This is a genomic window from Mesorhizobium sp. M0048, assembly GCF_040323405.1.
Taxonomy (GTDB): domain Bacteria; phylum Pseudomonadota; class Alphaproteobacteria; order Rhizobiales; family Rhizobiaceae; genus Mesorhizobium.
On sequence record NZ_JAMYUV010000008.1, the window covers coordinates 15,222 to 32,247 of the forward strand.

The 17,026-nt window shown below is 62.8% G+C and carries 21 protein-coding genes; 16 read left to right on the forward strand and 5 right to left on the reverse strand.

Going from position 1 to position 17,026, the window contains the following annotated elements; translation table 11 throughout:
• Positions 1-94 precede the first annotated feature (94 nt).
• Both NKJ84_RS10610 and NKJ84_RS10615 read left to right on the forward strand, forming a co-directional pair.
• Positions 95-1,168 carry a branched-chain amino acid ABC transporter substrate-binding protein gene (locus NKJ84_RS10610; protein ID WP_352506416.1) on the forward strand — a complete coding sequence of 358 codons (1,074 nt, stop codon included), beginning with the start codon at positions 95-97 and terminating at the stop codon, positions 1,166-1,168.
• Positions 1,169-1,182: 14 nt separating this feature from the next.
• Complete coding sequence (locus NKJ84_RS10615) at positions 1,183-2,202, forward strand: P1 family peptidase (RefSeq protein ID WP_352506565.1); 1,020 nt, start codon at positions 1,183-1,185, stop codon at positions 2,200-2,202.
• A 47-nt stretch (positions 2,203-2,249) separates the two neighbouring features.
• On the opposite strand, the gene NKJ84_RS10620 is transcribed toward NKJ84_RS10615, so the two are convergent.
• Complete coding sequence (locus NKJ84_RS10620) at positions 2,250-2,504, reverse strand: DUF2171 domain-containing protein (RefSeq protein WP_254817658.1); 255 nt, start codon at positions 2,502-2,504, stop codon at positions 2,250-2,252.
• Between the two features lie 245 nt (positions 2,505-2,749).
• On the opposite strand from NKJ84_RS10620, the gene NKJ84_RS10625 reads away from it, so the two are divergent.
• The 4 genes from NKJ84_RS10625 to NKJ84_RS10640 are packed head-to-tail and all read left to right on the forward strand — an operon-like array spanning position 2,750 to position 5,926.
• Entirely contained in the window at positions 2,750-3,475 is a 726-nt protein-coding gene (locus NKJ84_RS10625; RefSeq protein WP_352506417.1) for a DUF2259 domain-containing protein, read from the forward strand.
• Positions 3,476-3,486: 11 nt separating this feature from the next.
• On the forward strand, positions 3,487-3,987 hold the full coding sequence (locus tag NKJ84_RS10630) for a hypothetical protein (RefSeq protein ID WP_352506418.1): 501 nt from the start codon (positions 3,487-3,489) through the stop codon (positions 3,985-3,987).
• Between the two features lie 59 nt (positions 3,988-4,046).
• Positions 4,047-5,354 carry an adenylosuccinate lyase gene (gene purB, locus NKJ84_RS10635; protein ID WP_352506419.1) on the forward strand — a complete coding sequence of 436 codons (1,308 nt, stop codon included), beginning with the start codon at positions 4,047-4,049 and terminating at the stop codon, positions 5,352-5,354.
• Entirely contained in the window at positions 5,354-5,926 is a 573-nt protein-coding gene (locus NKJ84_RS10640) for an RBBP9/YdeN family alpha/beta hydrolase (protein WP_352506420.1), read from the forward strand. Before purB ends, NKJ84_RS10640 begins: the two co-directional genes overlap by 1 nt.
• Positions 5,927-5,931: 5 nt before the next feature.
• Here NKJ84_RS10640 and NKJ84_RS10645 read toward each other — a convergent pair whose 3' ends face one another.
• On the reverse strand, positions 5,932-6,744 hold the full coding sequence (locus NKJ84_RS10645) for a VOC family protein (protein ID WP_352506421.1): 813 nt from the start codon (positions 6,742-6,744) through the stop codon (positions 5,932-5,934).
• Between the two features lie 271 nt (positions 6,745-7,015).
• Between NKJ84_RS10645 and NKJ84_RS10650 the strand changes: the two genes are divergently transcribed.
• Positions 7,016-7,564, forward strand: coding sequence for an RBBP9/YdeN family alpha/beta hydrolase (locus NKJ84_RS10650; protein WP_352506566.1), 549 nt, complete (start codon positions 7,016-7,018; stop codon positions 7,562-7,564).
• Here the strand turns inward: NKJ84_RS10650 and NKJ84_RS10655 are convergent.
• Complete coding sequence (locus NKJ84_RS10655) at positions 7,561-8,334, reverse strand: HpcH/HpaI aldolase family protein (RefSeq protein ID WP_352506422.1); 774 nt, start codon at positions 8,332-8,334, stop codon at positions 7,561-7,563. The two genes, NKJ84_RS10650 and NKJ84_RS10655, sit on opposite strands and share 4 nt — an antisense overlap.
• Positions 8,335-8,452: 118 nt before the next feature.
• The gene (locus tag NKJ84_RS10660) at positions 8,453-8,773 is read right to left on the reverse strand and encodes a DUF1476 domain-containing protein (RefSeq protein WP_352506423.1); all 321 of its coding nucleotides are present in this window, start codon (positions 8,771-8,773) and stop codon (positions 8,453-8,455) included.
• Between the two features lie 270 nt (positions 8,774-9,043).
• Between NKJ84_RS10660 and purC the strand changes: the two genes are divergently transcribed.
• From purC to NKJ84_RS10690, 6 genes are read left to right on the forward strand one after another with little or no spacing between them, the layout of a single operon-like run.
• Positions 9,044-9,838, forward strand: coding sequence for a phosphoribosylaminoimidazolesuccinocarboxamide synthase (gene purC / locus NKJ84_RS10665; RefSeq protein ID WP_023674725.1), 795 nt, complete (start codon positions 9,044-9,046; stop codon positions 9,836-9,838).
• A gap of 40 nt (positions 9,839-9,878) precedes the next feature.
• Positions 9,879-10,121 (forward strand): phosphoribosylformylglycinamidine synthase subunit PurS, encoded by a 243-nt coding sequence (purS, locus tag NKJ84_RS10670; RefSeq protein ID WP_352477508.1) that lies wholly within the window; start codon positions 9,879-9,881, stop codon positions 10,119-10,121.
• A 1-nt stretch (position 10,122) separates the two neighbouring features.
• Complete coding sequence (gene purQ, locus NKJ84_RS10675) at positions 10,123-10,791, forward strand: phosphoribosylformylglycinamidine synthase subunit PurQ (RefSeq protein WP_352506424.1); 669 nt, start codon at positions 10,123-10,125, stop codon at positions 10,789-10,791.
• A 31-nt stretch (positions 10,792-10,822) separates the two neighbouring features.
• A complete protein-coding gene (locus tag NKJ84_RS10680; protein ID WP_352477367.1) occupies positions 10,823-11,488 on the forward strand; it encodes a glutathione S-transferase family protein in 666 nt (221 codons plus the stop codon).
• A 2-nt stretch (positions 11,489-11,490) separates the two neighbouring features.
• Positions 11,491-11,901, forward strand: coding sequence for a hypothetical protein (locus NKJ84_RS10685; protein WP_352506425.1), 411 nt, complete (start codon positions 11,491-11,493; stop codon positions 11,899-11,901).
• Between the two features lie 4 nt (positions 11,902-11,905).
• On the forward strand, positions 11,906-12,547 hold the full coding sequence (locus NKJ84_RS10690) for a Pr6Pr family membrane protein (protein ID WP_352506426.1): 642 nt from the start codon (positions 11,906-11,908) through the stop codon (positions 12,545-12,547).
• A gap of 14 nt (positions 12,548-12,561) precedes the next feature.
• On the opposite strand, the gene NKJ84_RS10695 is transcribed toward NKJ84_RS10690, so the two are convergent.
• Positions 12,562-12,807, reverse strand: coding sequence for a DUF1127 domain-containing protein (locus NKJ84_RS10695; protein WP_352506427.1), 246 nt, complete (start codon positions 12,805-12,807; stop codon positions 12,562-12,564).
• 92 nt (positions 12,808-12,899) lie between these two features.
• Between NKJ84_RS10695 and NKJ84_RS10700 the strand changes: the two genes are divergently transcribed.
• The 3 genes from NKJ84_RS10700 (at position 12,900) to NKJ84_RS10710 (ending at position 17,018) form a co-directional block, all read left to right on the forward strand.
• Positions 12,900-14,312, forward strand: coding sequence for an aminotransferase-like domain-containing protein (locus tag NKJ84_RS10700; RefSeq protein ID WP_352506428.1), 1,413 nt, complete (start codon positions 12,900-12,902; stop codon positions 14,310-14,312).
• A gap of 148 nt (positions 14,313-14,460) precedes the next feature.
• Entirely contained in the window at positions 14,461-16,698 is a 2,238-nt protein-coding gene (purL, locus tag NKJ84_RS10705) for a phosphoribosylformylglycinamidine synthase subunit PurL (protein WP_352506429.1), read from the forward strand.
• A gap of 86 nt (positions 16,699-16,784) precedes the next feature.
• On the forward strand, positions 16,785-17,018 hold the full coding sequence (locus NKJ84_RS10710) for a BolA/IbaG family iron-sulfur metabolism protein (protein ID WP_023674714.1): 234 nt from the start codon (positions 16,785-16,787) through the stop codon (positions 17,016-17,018).
• Positions 17,019-17,026 lie beyond the last annotated feature (8 nt).

Consider the following 17,026-nt stretch of genomic DNA (forward strand, 5'->3'; position numbering starts at 1 on the left):
TTCCCGTGTTGCGCCAAAGCTGGCCAGCCTTTAGGTCTTGACGGCATTGGCGCCGGCAGAACACGCGATCGGCGCGGAGGAATTCTTCGCTCGCATGCGACCTTGGACAACCACAATAGCGGTGCTGGCCTGGCTCTCGGTCGCCGGTGGTGCGAGCGCCGAGAGGCTGCGGGTCGGCGTCGCGGCACCGCTGTCGGGGCCGTCGGCGATCCTCGGCAAACAGATCGAGGCTGGCGCGACAACGGCGGCTGAAGCGAACGACGCCGAAATCACGACGATCGATGACGCCTGCACGGCCGATGGTGGCGCCGCCGCCGCGCGGGAGTTAACCGCGGCCAAGGTCAACGTCGTCATCGGGTTTTTGTGCACCGACGCAATCGAGGCGGCTCTGCCGATCCTCAAGGATGCCGGCATACCGGTGATCACAGTCGGCGTTCGCACGGAAAGCCTGACCGACCGGCGCGCCAAGACGGGATGGCCGATCTATCGTCTCGGGCCGCGCGGCGACGACGAGCGCAATGCCGTCGCTGCCATCCTCACCCGCCTATGGCAGGCCGAGCTGTTCGCCATCGTCGACGACGGCACGATCTATGGCCGCGAAATGGCCGAGACGTTTCGGGCAGCCGCCGAGCAAGCGGCTCTGAAGCCGGTGTTCGTCGACACGTTCCGGCCGCAGCTCGACAACCAGATCGGCCTGATCGGCCGACTTAAGAAAGCCGGCGCAACGCATGTCTTTGCCGGCGGCGACGGCGATGATGTCGCCATTATGGGCCGGGATGCTGGCCAGCTAAATACCGGCATGGTGTTTGCCGGCGGCGAAGCGTTGCGCGCGCCGCTCGGCGATGTGCCTTATGCCATCGGCACGCTGATGATCGCGCCGCCCGAATGGGCCGATGTCGCCGACCCCAAGGTGCTGCAGAGCTTTGCCGGGCAAAACATCGTGCCGGAAGGTTACACCCTGCCCGCCTATGCCGCGGTCGAGATCGCCAAGTCGGCTTCGGCATTGACGCAAAGCTCAGGCGAGAGACTGGCCAACGTGCTGACCGCGCATGACTTCACCACGGCGATCGGACCGATCCGCTTTGACGAAAAGGGTGACCTGACGCAAAATCCTTATCGAGCCTACCGTTTCGACGGCGGCCGTTTCGTGCCGGCGGAGAGCCAATGATGTCCAGCACGGGGATGTTCCGTACGGGTCCACGCAATCTCATCACCGACGTCGCCGGCCTGCGTGTCGGCAATGCGGCGAATGCGAAGCTGAAATCCGGCGTGACCACCGTCATCTGCGACGAGCCGGCCGTGGCCGGCGTGCAAATCCTGGGCGGTGCGCCAGGCACCCGCGAAACCGACCTGCTCGAGCCGCACAATTCGATCCACGCCATCCATGCCGTGGTGCTTTCGGGCGGCTCGGCTTTTGGCCTTGACGCCGCGTCGGGGGCGCAGGCGGCCTTGCGCGAAAGAGGCATCGGCGTCGAGGTCGGCGGCTTTCGGGTGCCGATCGTGCCGGCGGCGATCCTGTTCGACCTGCGCAATGGCGGCGACAAGGATTGGGGCCGGTATCCGCCTTACCGTGACCTTGGCTACGAAGCCGCGCAAGCCGCCGCGATCGACTTTGCCCTCGGCACGGCCGGCGCAGGTAGCGGGGCTTTGAGCTCCGGCCTGAAGGGCGGGCTCGGTTCGGCCTCGACAGTGCTGGACAGCGGCGTCACCATCGGCGCGCTCGCCGCCGTCAACCCGACCGGCTCGGTGACGGTCGCCGGGACCCGCCATTTCTGGGCGGCACCGTTCGAGATCGGCGACGAGTTCGGCGGCTTAGGCTATCCCCACCCGATGCCTGACGATGCCAGAAAGATCCTGCTGAAGTTCCGTGACAAGCATGCCGCAGAGCAGGCGGAAACCGGCGCCAACACGACCATCGCCTTGATCGCCACCGATGCGGTACTCACGAAGGCCGCCGCCAAACGCCTGGCGATATCAGCGCATGACGGCTTTGTCCGTGCCATTTGGCCGACGCACACGCCCGCAGACGGCGATCTGGTCTTCGCGCTGGCAACGGGCAAGAGCGGCATCGAGCTCAGGCCCAACGATGCAATCGATCTCTACGCCGCCGCCGGCGCCACGATGGCGCGCGCCATCAGCCGCGGCGTCTTTGCCGCGACGCCGGCCGAGGGCGATCTGTTCCCGGTCTGGTCGTCGCGCTGACCGCGCAGTGCTTATTCGGATTTGCCGTAATCAGACTGGACTTATGATCAGGTGGGGTCGGATTTTTCTTCCTCGAACGTGACCGCAACGTCTGAGTTTGCCGACAGCCGCACCTTCTGGCCCTCGACCTCGGCGACAAGGCTGAGAGGAATGAAGTGGTGATGACCCCTGTGAGCGCCCTCACCGCTGTCGCGCTTGGTCAGCTTGATGCGATCTCCGTCAACCTTGTCGACAGTACCGACATGGACCCCGTCGGCGCCGATCACTTCCATACGTTCGCGAATCTTGGCTGCATCTGTCATGGGGGTCTCCCTTATAGCGCCGCGCGCTTTTGAACGCGCAAAGGACGCTCTAAAACATTTTGAATCAATGCGCCGTACCTTCCGAAATCGATTCTGATTTTCGGAAGGCACGATGCGGTGAAGCTGCCGACAATAACAAACGACAGCCGGATTGGATGCATCGACTTTGTGTTTCAGTCAGCACGATCTTTTGACGGCATCGTGATAGGAATCTAACGGCGTCCACCGCCTGAATGGAATTCCCCATGCGAAATCTTGCTCTGTTTGCCGTCTGCCTGCTTGCCCAGCTTGCAACTTTGGCCGCCGCCCACGCAGGCGATGTCGCCGAGCTTGAGATCCTCGGCTTCAGCCGCGATGGCGGGGTCTTTGCCTTCGAGGAATACGGCGTCCAGGACGGATCGGGATTCCCCTATGCAAACCGCTATTATATCGACACGGCCGACGACAGTTTCCTGAAGGGCTCGCCGATCCGTGTCCGGCTCGATGACGAGAATGCCGCGGTGGACGCGGCGCGGCTGCAGGCCCGGCAAAAGGGCGAAGCGATCGTCAGTCAAGCGGAACTGAAGGCAAATCGCGGCATCACCGCCGGCTTCAACCCGGTGACCGAGCTTTCTGCCGATCCCTTCCGCATGGTGGTCAATCCGCGCCCGATCTTTTCGCCGGTCGACGAGCCGCTCGAGTTCCGGCTCGACCAGATCGGCATGAATGACACCGAGCGCTGCCAGAGCCAGGGCGAGATCAATGGCTTTCGCCTGCTGCGCATCGAGGCGAGGGACGGCGGTCAGACGAGCATTATTCACGAGGACAAATCGATCCCGCAAAGCAGAGGCTGTCCGAATGGCTACCAGATCGGCGCGGTTCAGACATTTTCACTGGATAGCCTCAGCGCCTATGCCGTGCTGATCGCAGTGCGCCAATACGGGTTCGAAGGGCCGGACTATCGCTGGATCGCGGTAACCGGTCGCCTGTGACGTTCCCCGCCATGCGCTATCGCGCCCTGCATCGTCTCCGCCGCGCTCTGCCGTCGCTGCGCACGGCATTTGCCGGTGCCTTGCTGTGGGCCATGGCGATGGGCGGCAGCGCGCTGCTCAATCTGCTGCAGTACGATTGGGAGACCCCGGCAAAGATCCGCTTCGTCTCGCTGCTTTATGCAGCCGGCGGTGCGCTCGCTTTCCCGATTGGGCTGTTCCTGGCGCGGCTCGTCTCGCTCGGACGCCACTGGGAGATCGCCCTCGCCGCCGCCTTCGTCTGCCTTCTCGCAGCGACGATTGTCGTCACCGGCGGCCTCTTTGGGCTGCAATACCGCTCCTACTATGTCCAATGGCATGCGCCCGCGTTCACCATCACCTGGGTTTTCCAGTTCGTGTTCACGATGTTGACGGCACTCTACCAGTCCGTCGTCCTTGGCATCCGGCTGTATTTTCCGCTCGGTTTCATTGCGCTCGCTGTCGCCAGTGTCTGGTTTGCGCGCCAGCAACGTTGAGCATTTTGCCTGCCTCTGTTAGGACGCGGGCAAATGCTCTCGCAAGTCAGGACCGACTGATGATCCCTCGCTACTCCCGGCCGGAAATGGTGGCCATCTGGTCGCCCGAAACCCGGTTCCGCATCTGGTTCGAGATCGAGGCCTACGCCTGCGACGCATTGGCCGAGCTCGGCGTCATCCCGAAGGAGGCCGCCAAGACCATCTGGGAGAAAGGCGGGGCGGCGAAATTCGATGTCGAAGCCATCGACGAGATCGAGCGCGTCACCAAGCATGACGTCATCGCCTTTCTCACCCATCTTGCCGAATTCGTCGGGCCGGATGCCCGCTTCATCCACCAGGGCATGACATCCTCCGACGTTCTCGATACCTGTTTTGCCGTGCAGCTCACCCGTGCCAGCGACATCCTGCTGGCCGACATTGACGGGTTGCTTGCGGCGCTCAAGCGCCGCGCCTTCGAGCACAAGGACACGATCACAATCGGCCGCAGCCATGGCATCCATGCCGAGCCGACCACCTTCGGCGTCAAGCTGGCGCAGGCCTACGCCGAATTCTCGCGTTGCCGCGAGAGGCTGGTGCACGCACGCAAGGACATCGCCACCTGCGCCATCTCCGGTGCGGTCGGCACCTTTGCCAATATCGACCCATATGTCGAAGAATACGTGGCCAAGAAACTCGGACTGAAGCCGGAGCCGGTGTCGACGCAGGTGATCCCGCGCGACCGCCACGCGATGTTCTTCGCCACGCTCGGCGTGATCGCCTCGTCGATCGAGCGGCTGGCGATCGAGGTGCGCCATCTGCAGCGCACAGAGGTACTCGAAGCAGAAGAGTACTTTTCACCCGGCCAGAAGGGTTCGTCGGCGATGCCGCACAAGCGCAACCCGGTGCTGACCGAGAACCTAACCGGCCTTGCCCGCATGGTGCGCTCGTTCGCATTGCCGGCAATGGAGAATGTGGCGCTGTGGCACGAGCGCGACATCTCGCATTCCTCCGTCGAGCGCATGATCGGGCCCGACGCGACGGTGACGCTCGATTTCGCACTCTCACGGCTGACCAGCGTTGTCGACAAACTGCTCGTTTACCCCGACAACATGCTGAAGAACATGAACAAATTCCGTGGCCTTGTGCATTCGCAGCGCGTGCTGCTGGCGCTGACGCAAGCTGGCGTTTCGCGCGAGGACGCCTACCGGCTGGTGCAGCGCAACGCGATGAAGGTGTGGGAGCAAGGCGCTGATTTTCTTGAGGAACTTTTGGCCGACAAGGACGTTGTCGCAGCCTTGCCCGAGGCCGAGATCCGCGAGAAATTCGACTTGGGCTATCATACCAAGCACGTCGATACGATCTTTAGCCGAGTGTTTGGAGAGGCCTGATGATTTCGTCGGCCGGAGATTTCGATTTCCTTGCCCTGCCCGGGCGCGGCAACTCCGGGCCGGATCATTGGATGTCGCATTGGTGCCGGGTGTTCCCCAATTCGAGCCGCGTGCTGCAGGCCGAGTGGGACCGGCCTAAGCCTGGCGACTGGATCGGCCAGGTGGATGCCGCGGTGGCCGCCGCACCGCGCCGCGTCGTGCTACTTGCGCATTCGCTGGCGGTGGCGACGGCGGTGAAGTGGGCTGCCGGCGCCAGTCAAAGCCAACTCGACAAGGTCGCGGCGGCATTCCTGGTTGCCGCGACCAATGTCGAGGATACCGATCCCTCATTCGACGCGGTGCGCCCGTTCGCGCCGATGCCGCTGAAGCGCCTGCCCTTCCCGGCATTGGTGGTGGCGAGCCGTAGCGACCCGCGCGTCACTTTCGACAAGGCGACCGCTTTTGCTGCAGCCTGGGGCGCGGATATCGCCGATGCCGGCGATCTCGGCCATATGGGAAACGAGGCCGGCCTCGGCCTGTGGCCGGCGGGCCTGCTGATGCTTGGCCGCTTGCTTGAAAAGGCGAAGCTCTAACCGAACTACGCCTTGCCGGGAACGGTCCTGATCACCGTGCCCCACGGATCCTCGCGGGTCGTTGCATCAGCCACATTGTCCGAACGCATCTCGACCCAGGCCAAGCCGGAGCGGGCGGGATCGCGGCGGCCGGCACCCGCGCTCTGCCACGCATTTGCGCCAATGTGGTGATGGTAGCCGCCGGACGACAAGAATACCGCCGCGCCACCGTATTTTGCCACGGTGTCGAAACCGAACTCCTGATGCCACCATGCTTCGGCTTCTTCCGGCCGGCCGACCCGCAGATGGACGTGGCCGATAAAGCTGTTTTCCGGCGCGCCCTGCCAGCCGACGTCACCGGCCGGCACTTCGGCAATGACCGACGGAATGTTCAGCCGCTCCGTCGCCATCGCGATCTTGTCGCCATTCCATTTCCAATCCTGGGGGCGGCGGTCGGCATAGATCTCGATGCCGTTGCCTTCCGGGTCGGTAAGATAAAGCGCCTCGCTGACCAGATGATCGGACGCGCCCTCGATGCCAATCTTGCCCGCGATGGCGTGGTTGATCCAGCGGCCGAGATCGACCCGGCTAGGGAGCAGGAAGGCGGTGTGGAAAAGACCGGCGCTGCGCGGGTCATCGGGTTTCGCAGCCGGATCCGCTTCGATGTCGAGCAAAGGGCGATTGACTGCGCCGAGCGTAATCGTGCCGCCGGCGCGGCTCAGTTCCTGCAAACCGACGACTTTGCGATAGTAGGCAGCGAGATTTTCTGCATCGCGCGCCCGCAAGCCGACGCGGGCAACGCTGACCGGGGTCGTTGCGGCAAAAGGCAGTTCGCTCATCAAAGTGCTCCGTTCCGCCGGCGCTCGACAAGCTTCCAACGGAGGAACCCGGCGCCATCAATCATTCTACGCCGTGTCCGTGCCAAAATCTCGGAACAGCCATTCTTTCCTGGCGACAGATCGTCGATCGCTATCGTTCACACAAGAGCGCAAGAAGCGAACAAGGTGTTCACAATAGCGAGCAGACCGGGCTCATGAGAGGTGCGTTTGCATGTCGCTGTTGAGTTTATACCCGGTTGCACCCGACAGCGCCTCTCGCTACATGCGCGCCATGAAAGTCAGGGAAGCAGATATTCTCATCGTGCCGGGCTACACCAATTCCGGCCCCGATCATTGGCAGAGCCGCTGGCAGGCGAAACTATCGACAGCGCGCCGCGTCGAACAGACGGAATGGTCGAAGCCGGTGCGCGAGGATTGGACGGCCGGTGTCGCCAAGGCGGTTAACGAGGCGGAGCGGCCGGTCGTCATTGTCGCTCACTCGCTTGGCGTCGCCGCGGTCATCCAGGCATTGTCTCGGTTCGAGCGACCGGTCGCCGGCGCTTTCTTCGTGGCGCCGCCCGATGTCGCCAATCCAAAGATAAAGCCGAGGCACCTGATGACCTTCGGTCCCTATCCGCGCGATCCTCTGCCATTTCCGTCGGTGGTGATCGGCAGCCGCAACGACCCGTTCTGCGCCTTTGGCGTCGCCGAGGACATTGCCGCGGCCTGGGGCTCGCTGTTCATCGACGCCGGCGATGCCGGTCATCTCAACGCGGATTCCGGCTTCGGCCCCTGGCCCGAAGGTTCGATGACGTTCGCGAAATTCCTGACGGATCTCTAGGAAGCGATCGAATCCCTGACGCTGCTCAGCAGGGTCTTTGCCCCAAGCGAAATCAGAGAATGCTCCGAACCCATCGCCAGCAGCCGGTAACCCATCGACACCACACGACCGGCAATGGCCGGTTCCATCACATAGATCGCCGCATGCTTGCCGGCCTTGCGGGTGCGCTCGGCGATCGAGGCGACGGTCTCCATCATGCTCTCCAGCGTCGAACTGACGGTGGTCCCCTTCGACCAGGCGATCGAGAAATCCGACGGGCCGAGGAAGATGCCGTCGATACCCGGCGTGTCGAGAATGCCGTCGAGTGCAGCAAGCGCGGCGCGCGTTTCGACCATGGCGAACGCCATGGTGCGCTGGTTGCTGTCGCGCAGCCAGTCGGCATGATCGCCCTTGCCATGGCGCGGAAAGGCATAGGTGGGGCCCCAGGAGCGCTCGCCGAGCGGCGGGTATTTCATGGCGGCGGCAAACAGCCTTGCGTCCGCCACTGAATTCACCATCGGTGCAATCACAGCCTCGGCGCCGAAGTCGAGCGCGCGGCTGGCCATGTCGAAGCGGCCGACCGGGATGCGCACCAAAGCCGGCTTGTTGGCGGCCAGCACCGGCACAAGCCCGCGCAGCACGCTGTCCTCGTGATGGCCACCATGCTGCATGTCGAGCGTAACCGCGTCGAATCCTTGTCTGGCCAGTATCTCGACCGTCAAAGCATCCGGCACGCCTGACCATGCGGTGAACAGTGTCTCGTCGGCCGCAAGGCGTGACTTCAGGGACATTGGCGATTTCCTCTTTGGTTGCAACAATTCAGCCGGAAATGACCGCAAAGGCAAAGAAAAACCGCCCGGTTGGGCCGAGCGGTCGATTGGTCCAGCATTCGATCGGTATCGAGAAGGATCAGGTGTTCTTGATCTGCTCGATCGCCTGCGCCATCAATTCATCCATGGTGCGGCGGATCTGATGGTCCGACTGCTCAATGCCGGCCGCATCGAAATCCTTGCGTATCTTGCGGAAAACGTCGTGATCGCCGGCTTCCTCAATGTCGCTGACGACCACTTCCCTGGCATAAGCGTCGGCATCGGTGCCTGACTTGCCGAGCTTTTCGGCAGCCCACAGGCCGAGCGCTCTGTTGCGGCGTGCCGCGGCCTTGAACCGAAGTTCCTCGTCGAATGCGAATTTGCGCTCAAAGCCCTCTTCGCGGTCTTTCATGCTGCTCATGGCATCCCTCCGTGAAATCCGATTCGTCGTGCCAATATGTGTTGCCGGAGCACAAACCAAAAGGGCGCCGGCCGGTCAATATGCTACATTGGTTGCTGCGCTGCGGCATTTCGGTCCCCGAAAGCGGTTGATTGAAAGGATTTGCCGATTGAGCAAACAGTGCGATTGGGATAGACACCGGCATTGAACCCCACCGTCGCCATCTTATTTTAGGCAGACGGACAGGAACTGGTCGCTTGCCGCCTGCCCGCAAATCCAGAGAAAAATCAGATGAAAAATCGCCGCCGCATTTATGAAGGCAAGGCCAAGATCCTTTATGAGGGACCGGAGCCTGGCACGCTGATCCAGTTCTTCAAGGACGACGCTACCGCTTTCAACAAGAAGAAGCATGAAATCGTCGATGGCAAAGGCGTGCTCAACAACCGCATTTCCGAGCACATCTTCAATCATCTCAACCGGATGGGCATTCCGACCCACTTCATCCGCCGGCTCAACATGCGCGAGCAGCTGATCAAGGAAGTCGAGATCATTCCACTCGAAGTGGTGGTGCGCAACGTCGCCGCCGGCTCGCTGGCCAAGCGTCTCGGCATCGAGGAAGGCACCGTGCTGCCGCGCTCGATCATCGAATTCTATTACAAGGCCGATGCGCTCGACGATCCGATGGTCTCGGAAGAGCACATCACCGCCTTCGGCTGGGCGAGCCCGCAGGAGATCGACGATGTCATGGCGCTGGCCATTCGCGTCAACGACTTCCTTTCCGGACTGTTCATGGGCGTCGGCATCCAGCTCGTCGACTTCAAAATCGAATGCGGCCGCCTGTTCGAAGGCGATATGATGCGCATCGTCGTCGCCGACGAGATTTCGCCGGATTCCTGCCGGCTGTGGGATGTGGCGACGCAGGACAAGCTCGACAAGGATCGCTTCCGCCGCGACATGGGCGGGCTGGTCGAAGCCTATCAGGAAGTTGCCCGCCGCCTCGGCATCATGAACGAGAACGAACCGCCGCGTCCGGCCGGGCCGGTGCTGGTCGCATCGACCGACGGCGTCAAAGGCAAGCCGCACTGACGGCTTGCCCGCTCAACAGGTGAACAGGAGCATGTCCAGCGTGATCAAGGCCCGCATTACCGTAACCCTCAAGAACGGCGTGCTAGACCCACAAGGCAAGGCAATCGAGCATGCGCTGTCCGCAATGGGTTTCGGCGGCGTCGGCCAGGTGCGGCAAGGCAAGGTTTTCGATGTCGAGCTTGCCGAGGGCGACAGGGCCAAGGCCGAGGCCGATCTGAAAGCCATGTGCGACAAGCTTCTGGCGAATACGGTGATTGAGAATTACGCGGTGGAGATCGCCTGAGGTGAAATCAGCCGTCGTCCTGCTCCCCGGCCTCAATCGCGACCGCGACATGATCGCGGCGCTGACCAAGATTTCCGGCACGCCGCCGGTCACCGTCTGGCAGACGGACACCGAAATTCCCGATGTCGACCTGATCGCCATTCCCGGCGGCTTTTCCTTTGGCGATTATCTGCGCTGCGGCGCCATTGCCGCGCGCATGCCGGTAATGCGGGCTGTCGCCGAAAAGGCAGCCAAGGGCGTCACGGTCATCGGCGTCTGCAATGGCTTCCAGATCCTGGTCGAGGCCGGCCTGCTGCCGGGCGCTTTGATGCGCAACGCCTCGCTGAAATTCGTCTGCAGCCAGGTGAAGCTGCAGATCGCCAATGCCAACACGATGTTCACCCGCCGCTACCAGCCGGGCCAGATCATCCGCGCACCGGTAGCGCACCATGACGGCAATTATTTTGCCGACGCCGAAACTTTGGCCCGCCTCGAAGGCGAAGGCCAGGTGGTGTTCCGCTATGCCGAAGGCACCAATCCAAACGGCTCGATCAACGACATTGCCGGCATCGTCAACGGCCGCGGCAACGTGCTCGGCCTGATGCCGCATCCCGAAAACCTGATCGAAGCGGCGCATGGCGGCAGCGACGGCCGGGCGCTGTTCGAAGGCGCCTTGGGCATCGCCGCTTGATGCCTTCAATTTTCCTCCTGGAGCGACGGTCATGAAACTCTATTCGCGGCCGTTGTCGCCCTATTCGTCGATCGTGCGGGCGCTGGCCTACATCAAGAACGTGCCGCTCAAGGTCATTGCACCGCCGCCTGGGTTTCCCATCCCCGAGGCATTTCGTGCCATCTCGCCGCTGAACCGGATTCCGGTGCTGATCACCGGCTCGGGCGAAACGATCGTCGAATCGGTGGTGATTGCCGAATATCTGGAGGAGCGCTTTCCCGAGCCAGCGCTGCTGCCCAAGGATTCGAAGGACCGGGCACTGGTGCGCATGTTCGCTCGCATCACCGACCTTGACGTGCTCGCCCCCACCATGAAGCTGTTTGAGCTCTATTTCGTGCCGCAGCGCAACGAGGCCGAGATCAAGGCACAGTTCGCCCGATTGCATCACGGGCTTGCAGCAATCGAGGCCCGCATGGCGCATGGCCCGTTCGCGCTCGGCGACGACATCTCCTTCGCCGATGCGTGGCTGACGCCGACCCGCTTCGTCTTCAACAATTTTAGGGCGACGATCGGCCGCCCCGACCTGCTTGATGCCTATCCGAAATTCGATGCCTATGAGCAAATCGCCTTGCAGCACCCGGCGCTGTCGCGCGTCTGGGGTGAGATGACGGACGGTCTGAAGATCTTTCTGTCCGAACTCGAGATGGGCGCCGCTTGACCATGCGATCGACACTAGCCCGCCTCGCCCTCGCCGCTTCCGCCGGTCTTGTACTCGCCTCCTGCCAGTCAGGCCCGAAGAGCACGCCAGCGCCGGCGGGCAAGAGCGCGTCACTGCTTGCCATGGAGCAGGTGGCAATAGCTGCCCACAAATGCTGGATCGCCAGCAAGGACCCTGCGTTCAAATCCTATCAGATGGCCAACGAACTGAATTCGTTCAGCGGCACACCGCGCTTCCTGCTGGTGCCGGCCAAACACTATGGCGGAAAGCCGTTGCTGGTCGTGCAGGCGCAAGGCAATTCGAGCCGCGTCGACGTATTCGGCCCATTGATGGCGGAACCGCTCGGCGCCCGCATCGGCTCGGACATTACCCGCTGGCAGACGGGCAATCCGGCCTGTGGCGCTGCTGCCTAGCCCAATGGGTCGCTTGCTGCAGATCACCGGTCTGGTCGTCGGCCTGGCCGGGCTCGTCCTGCAGCTCTGCATCACCGTCCCGGCATCAATGGAAGCCGGCCGCGGCTTTGTCGGCTCGCTGGTCTTCTATTTCAGCTTCTTCACCATCCTGACCAATATCGGCGCGGTGCTCGTCCATGCCTCGTTGCTGTCGTCAACGGGTTATGCCTGGTTTCCGGCTTTTGCCGCCCCACGGATGCGGGCGGGCGTAGCCGTCGCCATAACGCTGGTTCTCATCGTTTATGCAACGGTCTTGGCGCGGCTTTGGCAGCCGCGAGGGCTGTTCCTGCTCTGCGATGTGCTCTTGCACTATGTGACGCCGGTGTTGTTCGTGCTGTGGTGGCTTGTGGCGGGCGCCGACGGCTCGACGCGGTGGCGTGACATCTCCTGGTGGATGATCTATCCGATCGCGTATCTGGCCTATGTACTGGCGCGGGCGCCAATATCGGGCGAAGTGCCCTACCCGTTCCTCAACGTCGCCAAGAACGGCGCGACCAGCGTCGCCGTCTCGGCCGTGGCCATCACGGGGCTTTTTCTCGTGCTATGTATTGTGGCGGTGCTTGTGGACCGCGGCGTCGCGCGGCTCAGGACGGCGAGCGTCCGCTGAAGCGCTCGAACGCATCAGTCCCAGAACAGCCTTAGACCTTCACGATGGGCATCGCAGCGCGAGATACCGATGTCCTTGAGCTGATCGTCGGTCATCTCGAGCAGGACCAGCCGACTGCGCCGGCGCTCCAGCAGACCATCGATCCATCGGACGAATGACGTGACCACTTGCACGATCCGGCGAACATAGGATCTCCGGCCCGACGAGCGGCTTCCGGTCAATTCAACTGCCGCGTAGCGGATTGTCTCTATTGTACCCATTGTCTTTCTGCCAAGATTGCAATTGTGCCTTTCGTGCGGCCCGCTTCATATGTATTGACTCCCATTTCGGTGCAATGTAAAAAATTGTCACCATGACAACTTGGCTTCCGGACCTGACCGCCCGCACCGGCCCGCTCTATCAGCGGCTTGCCGATTCCATCGAGACGGACATCGACCGCGGCCTGATCGGTGCAGGGGCAAAGCTGCCGCCGCAGCGCGATCTGGCATACGACATCGGCACGACCGTCGGCACGGTCGGCAGGGCCTATCAATTGCTGCGCGAGCGGGGACTGGTCAGCGGCGAGGTCGGCCGCGGAACCTATGTTATCGCTCAACAGTCGGAGAGCGCAAAGCCGGATTTCCTGGGGCCGGTCGAACAAGGCACACGCTATATGGATGCGCCCGGCGACAAGCTGCGCTTCGATAGCACGGCCGCACCGGATGTCGGCCAGGGTGCCATCGTCGCCGACGTGTTGACACGCACGGCGCAAGACCATCCGCATGAGATTTCAAGCTATACTCGTGATTTCCCGGACCGCTGGTTGGAAGCGGGGAGGCGCTGGTTGTCGCGCAATTCCTATCGCCCGGCGGCGGATGCAATCGTTCCCACGCTCGGCACCCACGCCGCGGTGATGGCAACCATTGCGGGACTCACCGCCCCCGGCGACTATGTCGTCTTCGAGCACCTCACCTATTCGCAGATCTCCCGCAGTGCCGGCCTGATCGGTCGCCGGACCGCGCTGGTGGCGGCTGACGACGAGGGCATAGATCCCCAGGATTTCGAGCGCGTCTGCGCACAAAAGCATCCGAAGATGATTTTTTTGATGCCGACGGCGAAGAACCCGACGCTGACAACGCTGTCGGCATCGCGCCGCGAAGCAATCGCGCATGTCGCCCGTCAATATAACGTCGTCCTGATCGAGGACGATCTCTATGGTGGACTGACCGATGACCCAACGCCTTTAATGGCCGAATATGCTCCCGAACGGACCATCGTTGCCGGCGGCCTGTCGAAATCGGTCGCGGCGGGTGTTCGCGGCGGTTGGCTCGCTTGCCCGCCGGCCTACCGTCACCGCATCCGGGTCGCCCATAAGATGATGACGGGCGGCCTGCCCTTTCTGCTGGCGGAGGTGGGCAGCCGGCTGGTGCTGTCCGGTCAGGCCGCCGAGATGCGCAAGCGCAGCATTGCCGAGATCGGTGCGCGCATCGCGATCGTGCGCGAGACACTCGACGGCTTCGACTTCAAGGCGCTGGACAATGTGCCGTTCGTCTGGCTCACTTTGCCCGACCCGTGGCTGTCCGGCACCTTCAAACAGGCTTGCCTCGAACATGGCGTGCTCATCGACGACGAGGATGAGTTCAAGGCAGGGCGTTCCGAACAGGCCTTTCATGGCGTGCGGTTTGGCATCTCGCAGCCGCGACAGCGGGACGATATCGCGCACGGCGTCGCGGTAATCCGGCGGCTTCTGGACGAAGGCCGCGCCGGCTACGACAGCTTTTCCTGAACCGGCTTGAAACCGGCGGGTCGAGTGGCGATCTTTCGCTACTTGCGGTCAGCTGTTGCTTTCCATCGTTTTAGTCATCCAACGGGGTGTATCGGCTGCATCGCTTGCGATAAGACGGGACTCGATCCCAAGGACACAATTGCCGATCATGACCATTTCCAATTCCGTGCCGATCACTCCTGAACTCATTGCCGCGCACGGGCTGAAGCCCGACGAGTACCAGCGCATCCTCGACCTAGTCGGGCGCGAACCGAGCTTTACCGAACTTGGTATTTTTTCGGCGATGTGGAACGAGCATTGTTCCTACAAATCCTCGAAGAAGTGGCTGCGCACGCTGCCGACCACCGGGCCGCAAGTCATCCAGGGCCCGGGCGAGAATGCCGGCGTGGTCGACATCGGCGACGGCGACTGCGTCGTCTTCAAGATGGAGAGCCATAACCACCCCTCCTATATCGAGCCTTATCAGGGAGCTGCGACCGGCGTCGGCGGCATCCTGCGCGATGTCTTCACCATGGGCGCGCGGCCGATCGCGGCGATGAACGCGCTGCGCTTCGGCGCGCCGGACCATCCCAAAACCAGGCACCTCGTTGCCGGTGTCGTTTCCGGCGTCGGCGGCTATGGCAATTCCTTCGGCGTGCCGACGGTCGGCGGCGAGGTCAATTTCGACGCCCGCTACAATGGCAACATCCTGGTCAATGCCTTTGCGGCGGGACTTGCCAAGACTGATGCGATCTTCCTGTCGGAAGCCAAGGGTGTTGGCCTGCCGGTGGTCTATCTCGGCGCCAAGACCGGGCGCGACGGTGTCGGCGGCGCCACCATGGCCTCGGCCGAGTTCGACGACAAGATCGACGAGAAGCGGCCCACCGTGCAGGTTGGCGATCCGTTCACCGAAAAATGCCTGCTCGAAGCCTGCCTCGAACTGATGGCGTCCGGCGCCGTTATCGCCATCCAGGACATGGGTGCCGCCGGCCTCACCTGCTCGGCGGTCGAGATGGGCGCCAAGGGCGACCTCGGCATCGAGCTCGATCTCGACAAGGTGCCGGTGCGTGAAGAGCGCATGAGCGCCTATGAGATGATGCTTTCGGAGAGCCAGGAGCGCATGCTGATGGTGCTGCGCCCCGAAAAGGAAAAACAGGCCGAGGCGATTTTCCACAAATGGGGCCTCGACTTTGCCATCGTCGGCAAGACTACCGACGATCTGCGCTTCCGCGTGCTGCACCAGGGCGACGAGGTCGCCAACCTGCCGATCAAGGATCTCGGCGATCAAGCGCCGGAATATGACCGTCCCTGGGTCGAGCCGAAGAAGCCGGCGCCGCTGGCCGGCGATGCACCGCAAGCCGACGTGGCCGAGGCACTGCTCAAGCTGCTGGGCGGACCGGACCTGTCCTCGCGCCGCTGGGTGTGGGAGCAGTACGACACGCTGATCCAGGGCAATTCGTTGCAGCTTCCCGGCGGCGACGCCGGTGTCGTGCGCGTCGACGGCCACCCGACCAAGGCGCTCGCCTTCTCCTCCGACGTGACGCCGCGCTATTGCGAAGCCGACCCTTACGAGGGCGGCAAGCAGGCGGTTGCCGAATGCTGGCGCAATCTTACCGCCACCGGTGCTCTGCCGCTCGCGGCCACCGACAACCTCAATTTCGGCAATCCGGAACGGCCGGAGATCATGGGTCAGTTGGTCGGCGCGGTGAAAGGTATTGGCGATGCCTGCAGGGCGCTCGGCTTCCCGATCGTCTCCGGCAACGTCTCGCTCTACAATGAGACCAACGGCCAAGGCATCCTGCCGACACCGACCATTGGCGGCGTCGGATTGATTGCCGACTGGTCGAAGATGGTACGGATCGGTTTTGCCGCCGAAGGCCAGATGATCGTGCTGGTCGGCGCGCCGAGCATGTGGGGAACGCATCTTGGCCAGTCGGTCTATATGCGCGACATTCATGGCCGCGCCGACGGCCCGCCGCCGCCGGTCGATCTCGGCCACGAGAAGCGGGTCGGCGACCATGTGCGGGCACTGATCGCGTCCGGTGTCGTTACCGCGGCGCATGACGTTTCCGATGGCGGCATCGCGGTGGCGCTGGCCGAGATGGCGATGGCCTCCGGCATCGGCGCGACCATCCCCGGCCTGATCGGCACAGATCCAATCCCGGTCTGGTTCGGCGAGGACCAGGGCCGCTATCTCTTGACGCTGTCGATCGACCCGCAGAGCGAGCAATGGGACGCCATTCGCGAACAGCAAAACAAGCTCGGCGTTTTTGCGCCGTGGATCGGCTCGACCGGCGGCAGCGAACTGAAGCTGGGCGAGGCGCGTGCGATACCGGTCAGCGAATTGACTGCCGCCCACGAATCCTGGTTCCCTCGCTTCATGGCAAATGAGGTCGTGGACCCGTGATGTGATCGAGTGGGCCCCTTTCCCTGTGGTTCATCCGCCATTTCGACCATATCTATGAGATCACGACCTGAACAAGGAATCCTCACATGGCAATGGACGCCCACGACATCGAACGGCTGATCAAGGAAGGCATTCCGGACGCCAAGGTGACGATTCGCGACCTGGCCGGCGACGGCGACCATTATGCGGCTGAGGTTGTGGCCGAAAGCTTTCGCGGGAAAAGCCGCGTCCAGCAGCACCAGATGGTCTATGACGCGCTGAAGGGCAACATGGGCGGCGTGCTGCACGCGCTTGCCCTGCAGACCAGCGTGCCGGACTGAGCTCTCTT

Bases quoted from the DNA above. Each gene is read 5' to 3' on its own strand.
- NKJ84_RS10655 (WP_352506422.1), bottom strand. From the start codon at position 8,334: ATGTCCCTGAAGTCACGCCTTGCGGCCGACGAGACACTGTTCACCGCA.
- NKJ84_RS10630 (WP_352506418.1), top strand. From the start codon at position 3,487: ATGCGCTATCGCGCCCTGCATCGTCTCCGCCGCGCTCTGCCGTCGCTG.
- NKJ84_RS10695 (WP_352506427.1), bottom strand. From the start codon at position 12,807: ATGGGTACAATAGAGACAATCCGCTACGCGGCAGTTGAATTGACCGGA.
- NKJ84_RS10685 (WP_352506425.1), top strand. From the start codon at position 11,491: ATGCGATCGACACTAGCCCGCCTCGCCCTCGCCGCTTCCGCCGGTCTT.
- NKJ84_RS10610 (WP_352506416.1), top strand. From the start codon at position 95: ATGCGACCTTGGACAACCACAATAGCGGTGCTGGCCTGGCTCTCGGTC.
- purB (WP_352506419.1), top strand. From the start codon at position 4,047: ATGATCCCTCGCTACTCCCGGCCGGAAATGGTGGCCATCTGGTCGCCC.
- NKJ84_RS10620 (WP_254817658.1), bottom strand. From the start codon at position 2,504: ATGACAGATGCAGCCAAGATTCGCGAACGTATGGAAGTGATCGGCGCC.
- NKJ84_RS10710 (WP_023674714.1), top strand. From the start codon at position 16,785: ATGGCAATGGACGCCCACGACATCGAACGGCTGATCAAGGAAGGCATT.
- NKJ84_RS10700 (WP_352506428.1), top strand. From the start codon at position 12,900: ATGACAACTTGGCTTCCGGACCTGACCGCCCGCACCGGCCCGCTCTAT.
- purL (WP_352506429.1), top strand. From the start codon at position 14,461: ATGACCATTTCCAATTCCGTGCCGATCACTCCTGAACTCATTGCCGCG.
- NKJ84_RS10640 (WP_352506420.1), top strand. From the start codon at position 5,354: ATGATTTCGTCGGCCGGAGATTTCGATTTCCTTGCCCTGCCCGGGCGC.
- NKJ84_RS10615 (WP_352506565.1), top strand. From the start codon at position 1,183: ATGTTCCGTACGGGTCCACGCAATCTCATCACCGACGTCGCCGGCCTG.
- NKJ84_RS10690 (WP_352506426.1), top strand. From the start codon at position 11,906: ATGGGTCGCTTGCTGCAGATCACCGGTCTGGTCGTCGGCCTGGCCGGG.
- NKJ84_RS10660 (WP_352506423.1), bottom strand. From the start codon at position 8,773: ATGAGCAGCATGAAAGACCGCGAAGAGGGCTTTGAGCGCAAATTCGCA.
- NKJ84_RS10680 (WP_352477367.1), top strand. From the start codon at position 10,823: ATGAAACTCTATTCGCGGCCGTTGTCGCCCTATTCGTCGATCGTGCGG.
- purC (WP_023674725.1), top strand. From the start codon at position 9,044: ATGAAAAATCGCCGCCGCATTTATGAAGGCAAGGCCAAGATCCTTTAT.
- NKJ84_RS10645 (WP_352506421.1), bottom strand. From the start codon at position 6,744: ATGAGCGAACTGCCTTTTGCCGCAACGACCCCGGTCAGCGTTGCCCGC.
- NKJ84_RS10625 (WP_352506417.1), top strand. From the start codon at position 2,750: ATGCGAAATCTTGCTCTGTTTGCCGTCTGCCTGCTTGCCCAGCTTGCA.
- NKJ84_RS10650 (WP_352506566.1), top strand. From the start codon at position 7,016: ATGAAAGTCAGGGAAGCAGATATTCTCATCGTGCCGGGCTACACCAAT.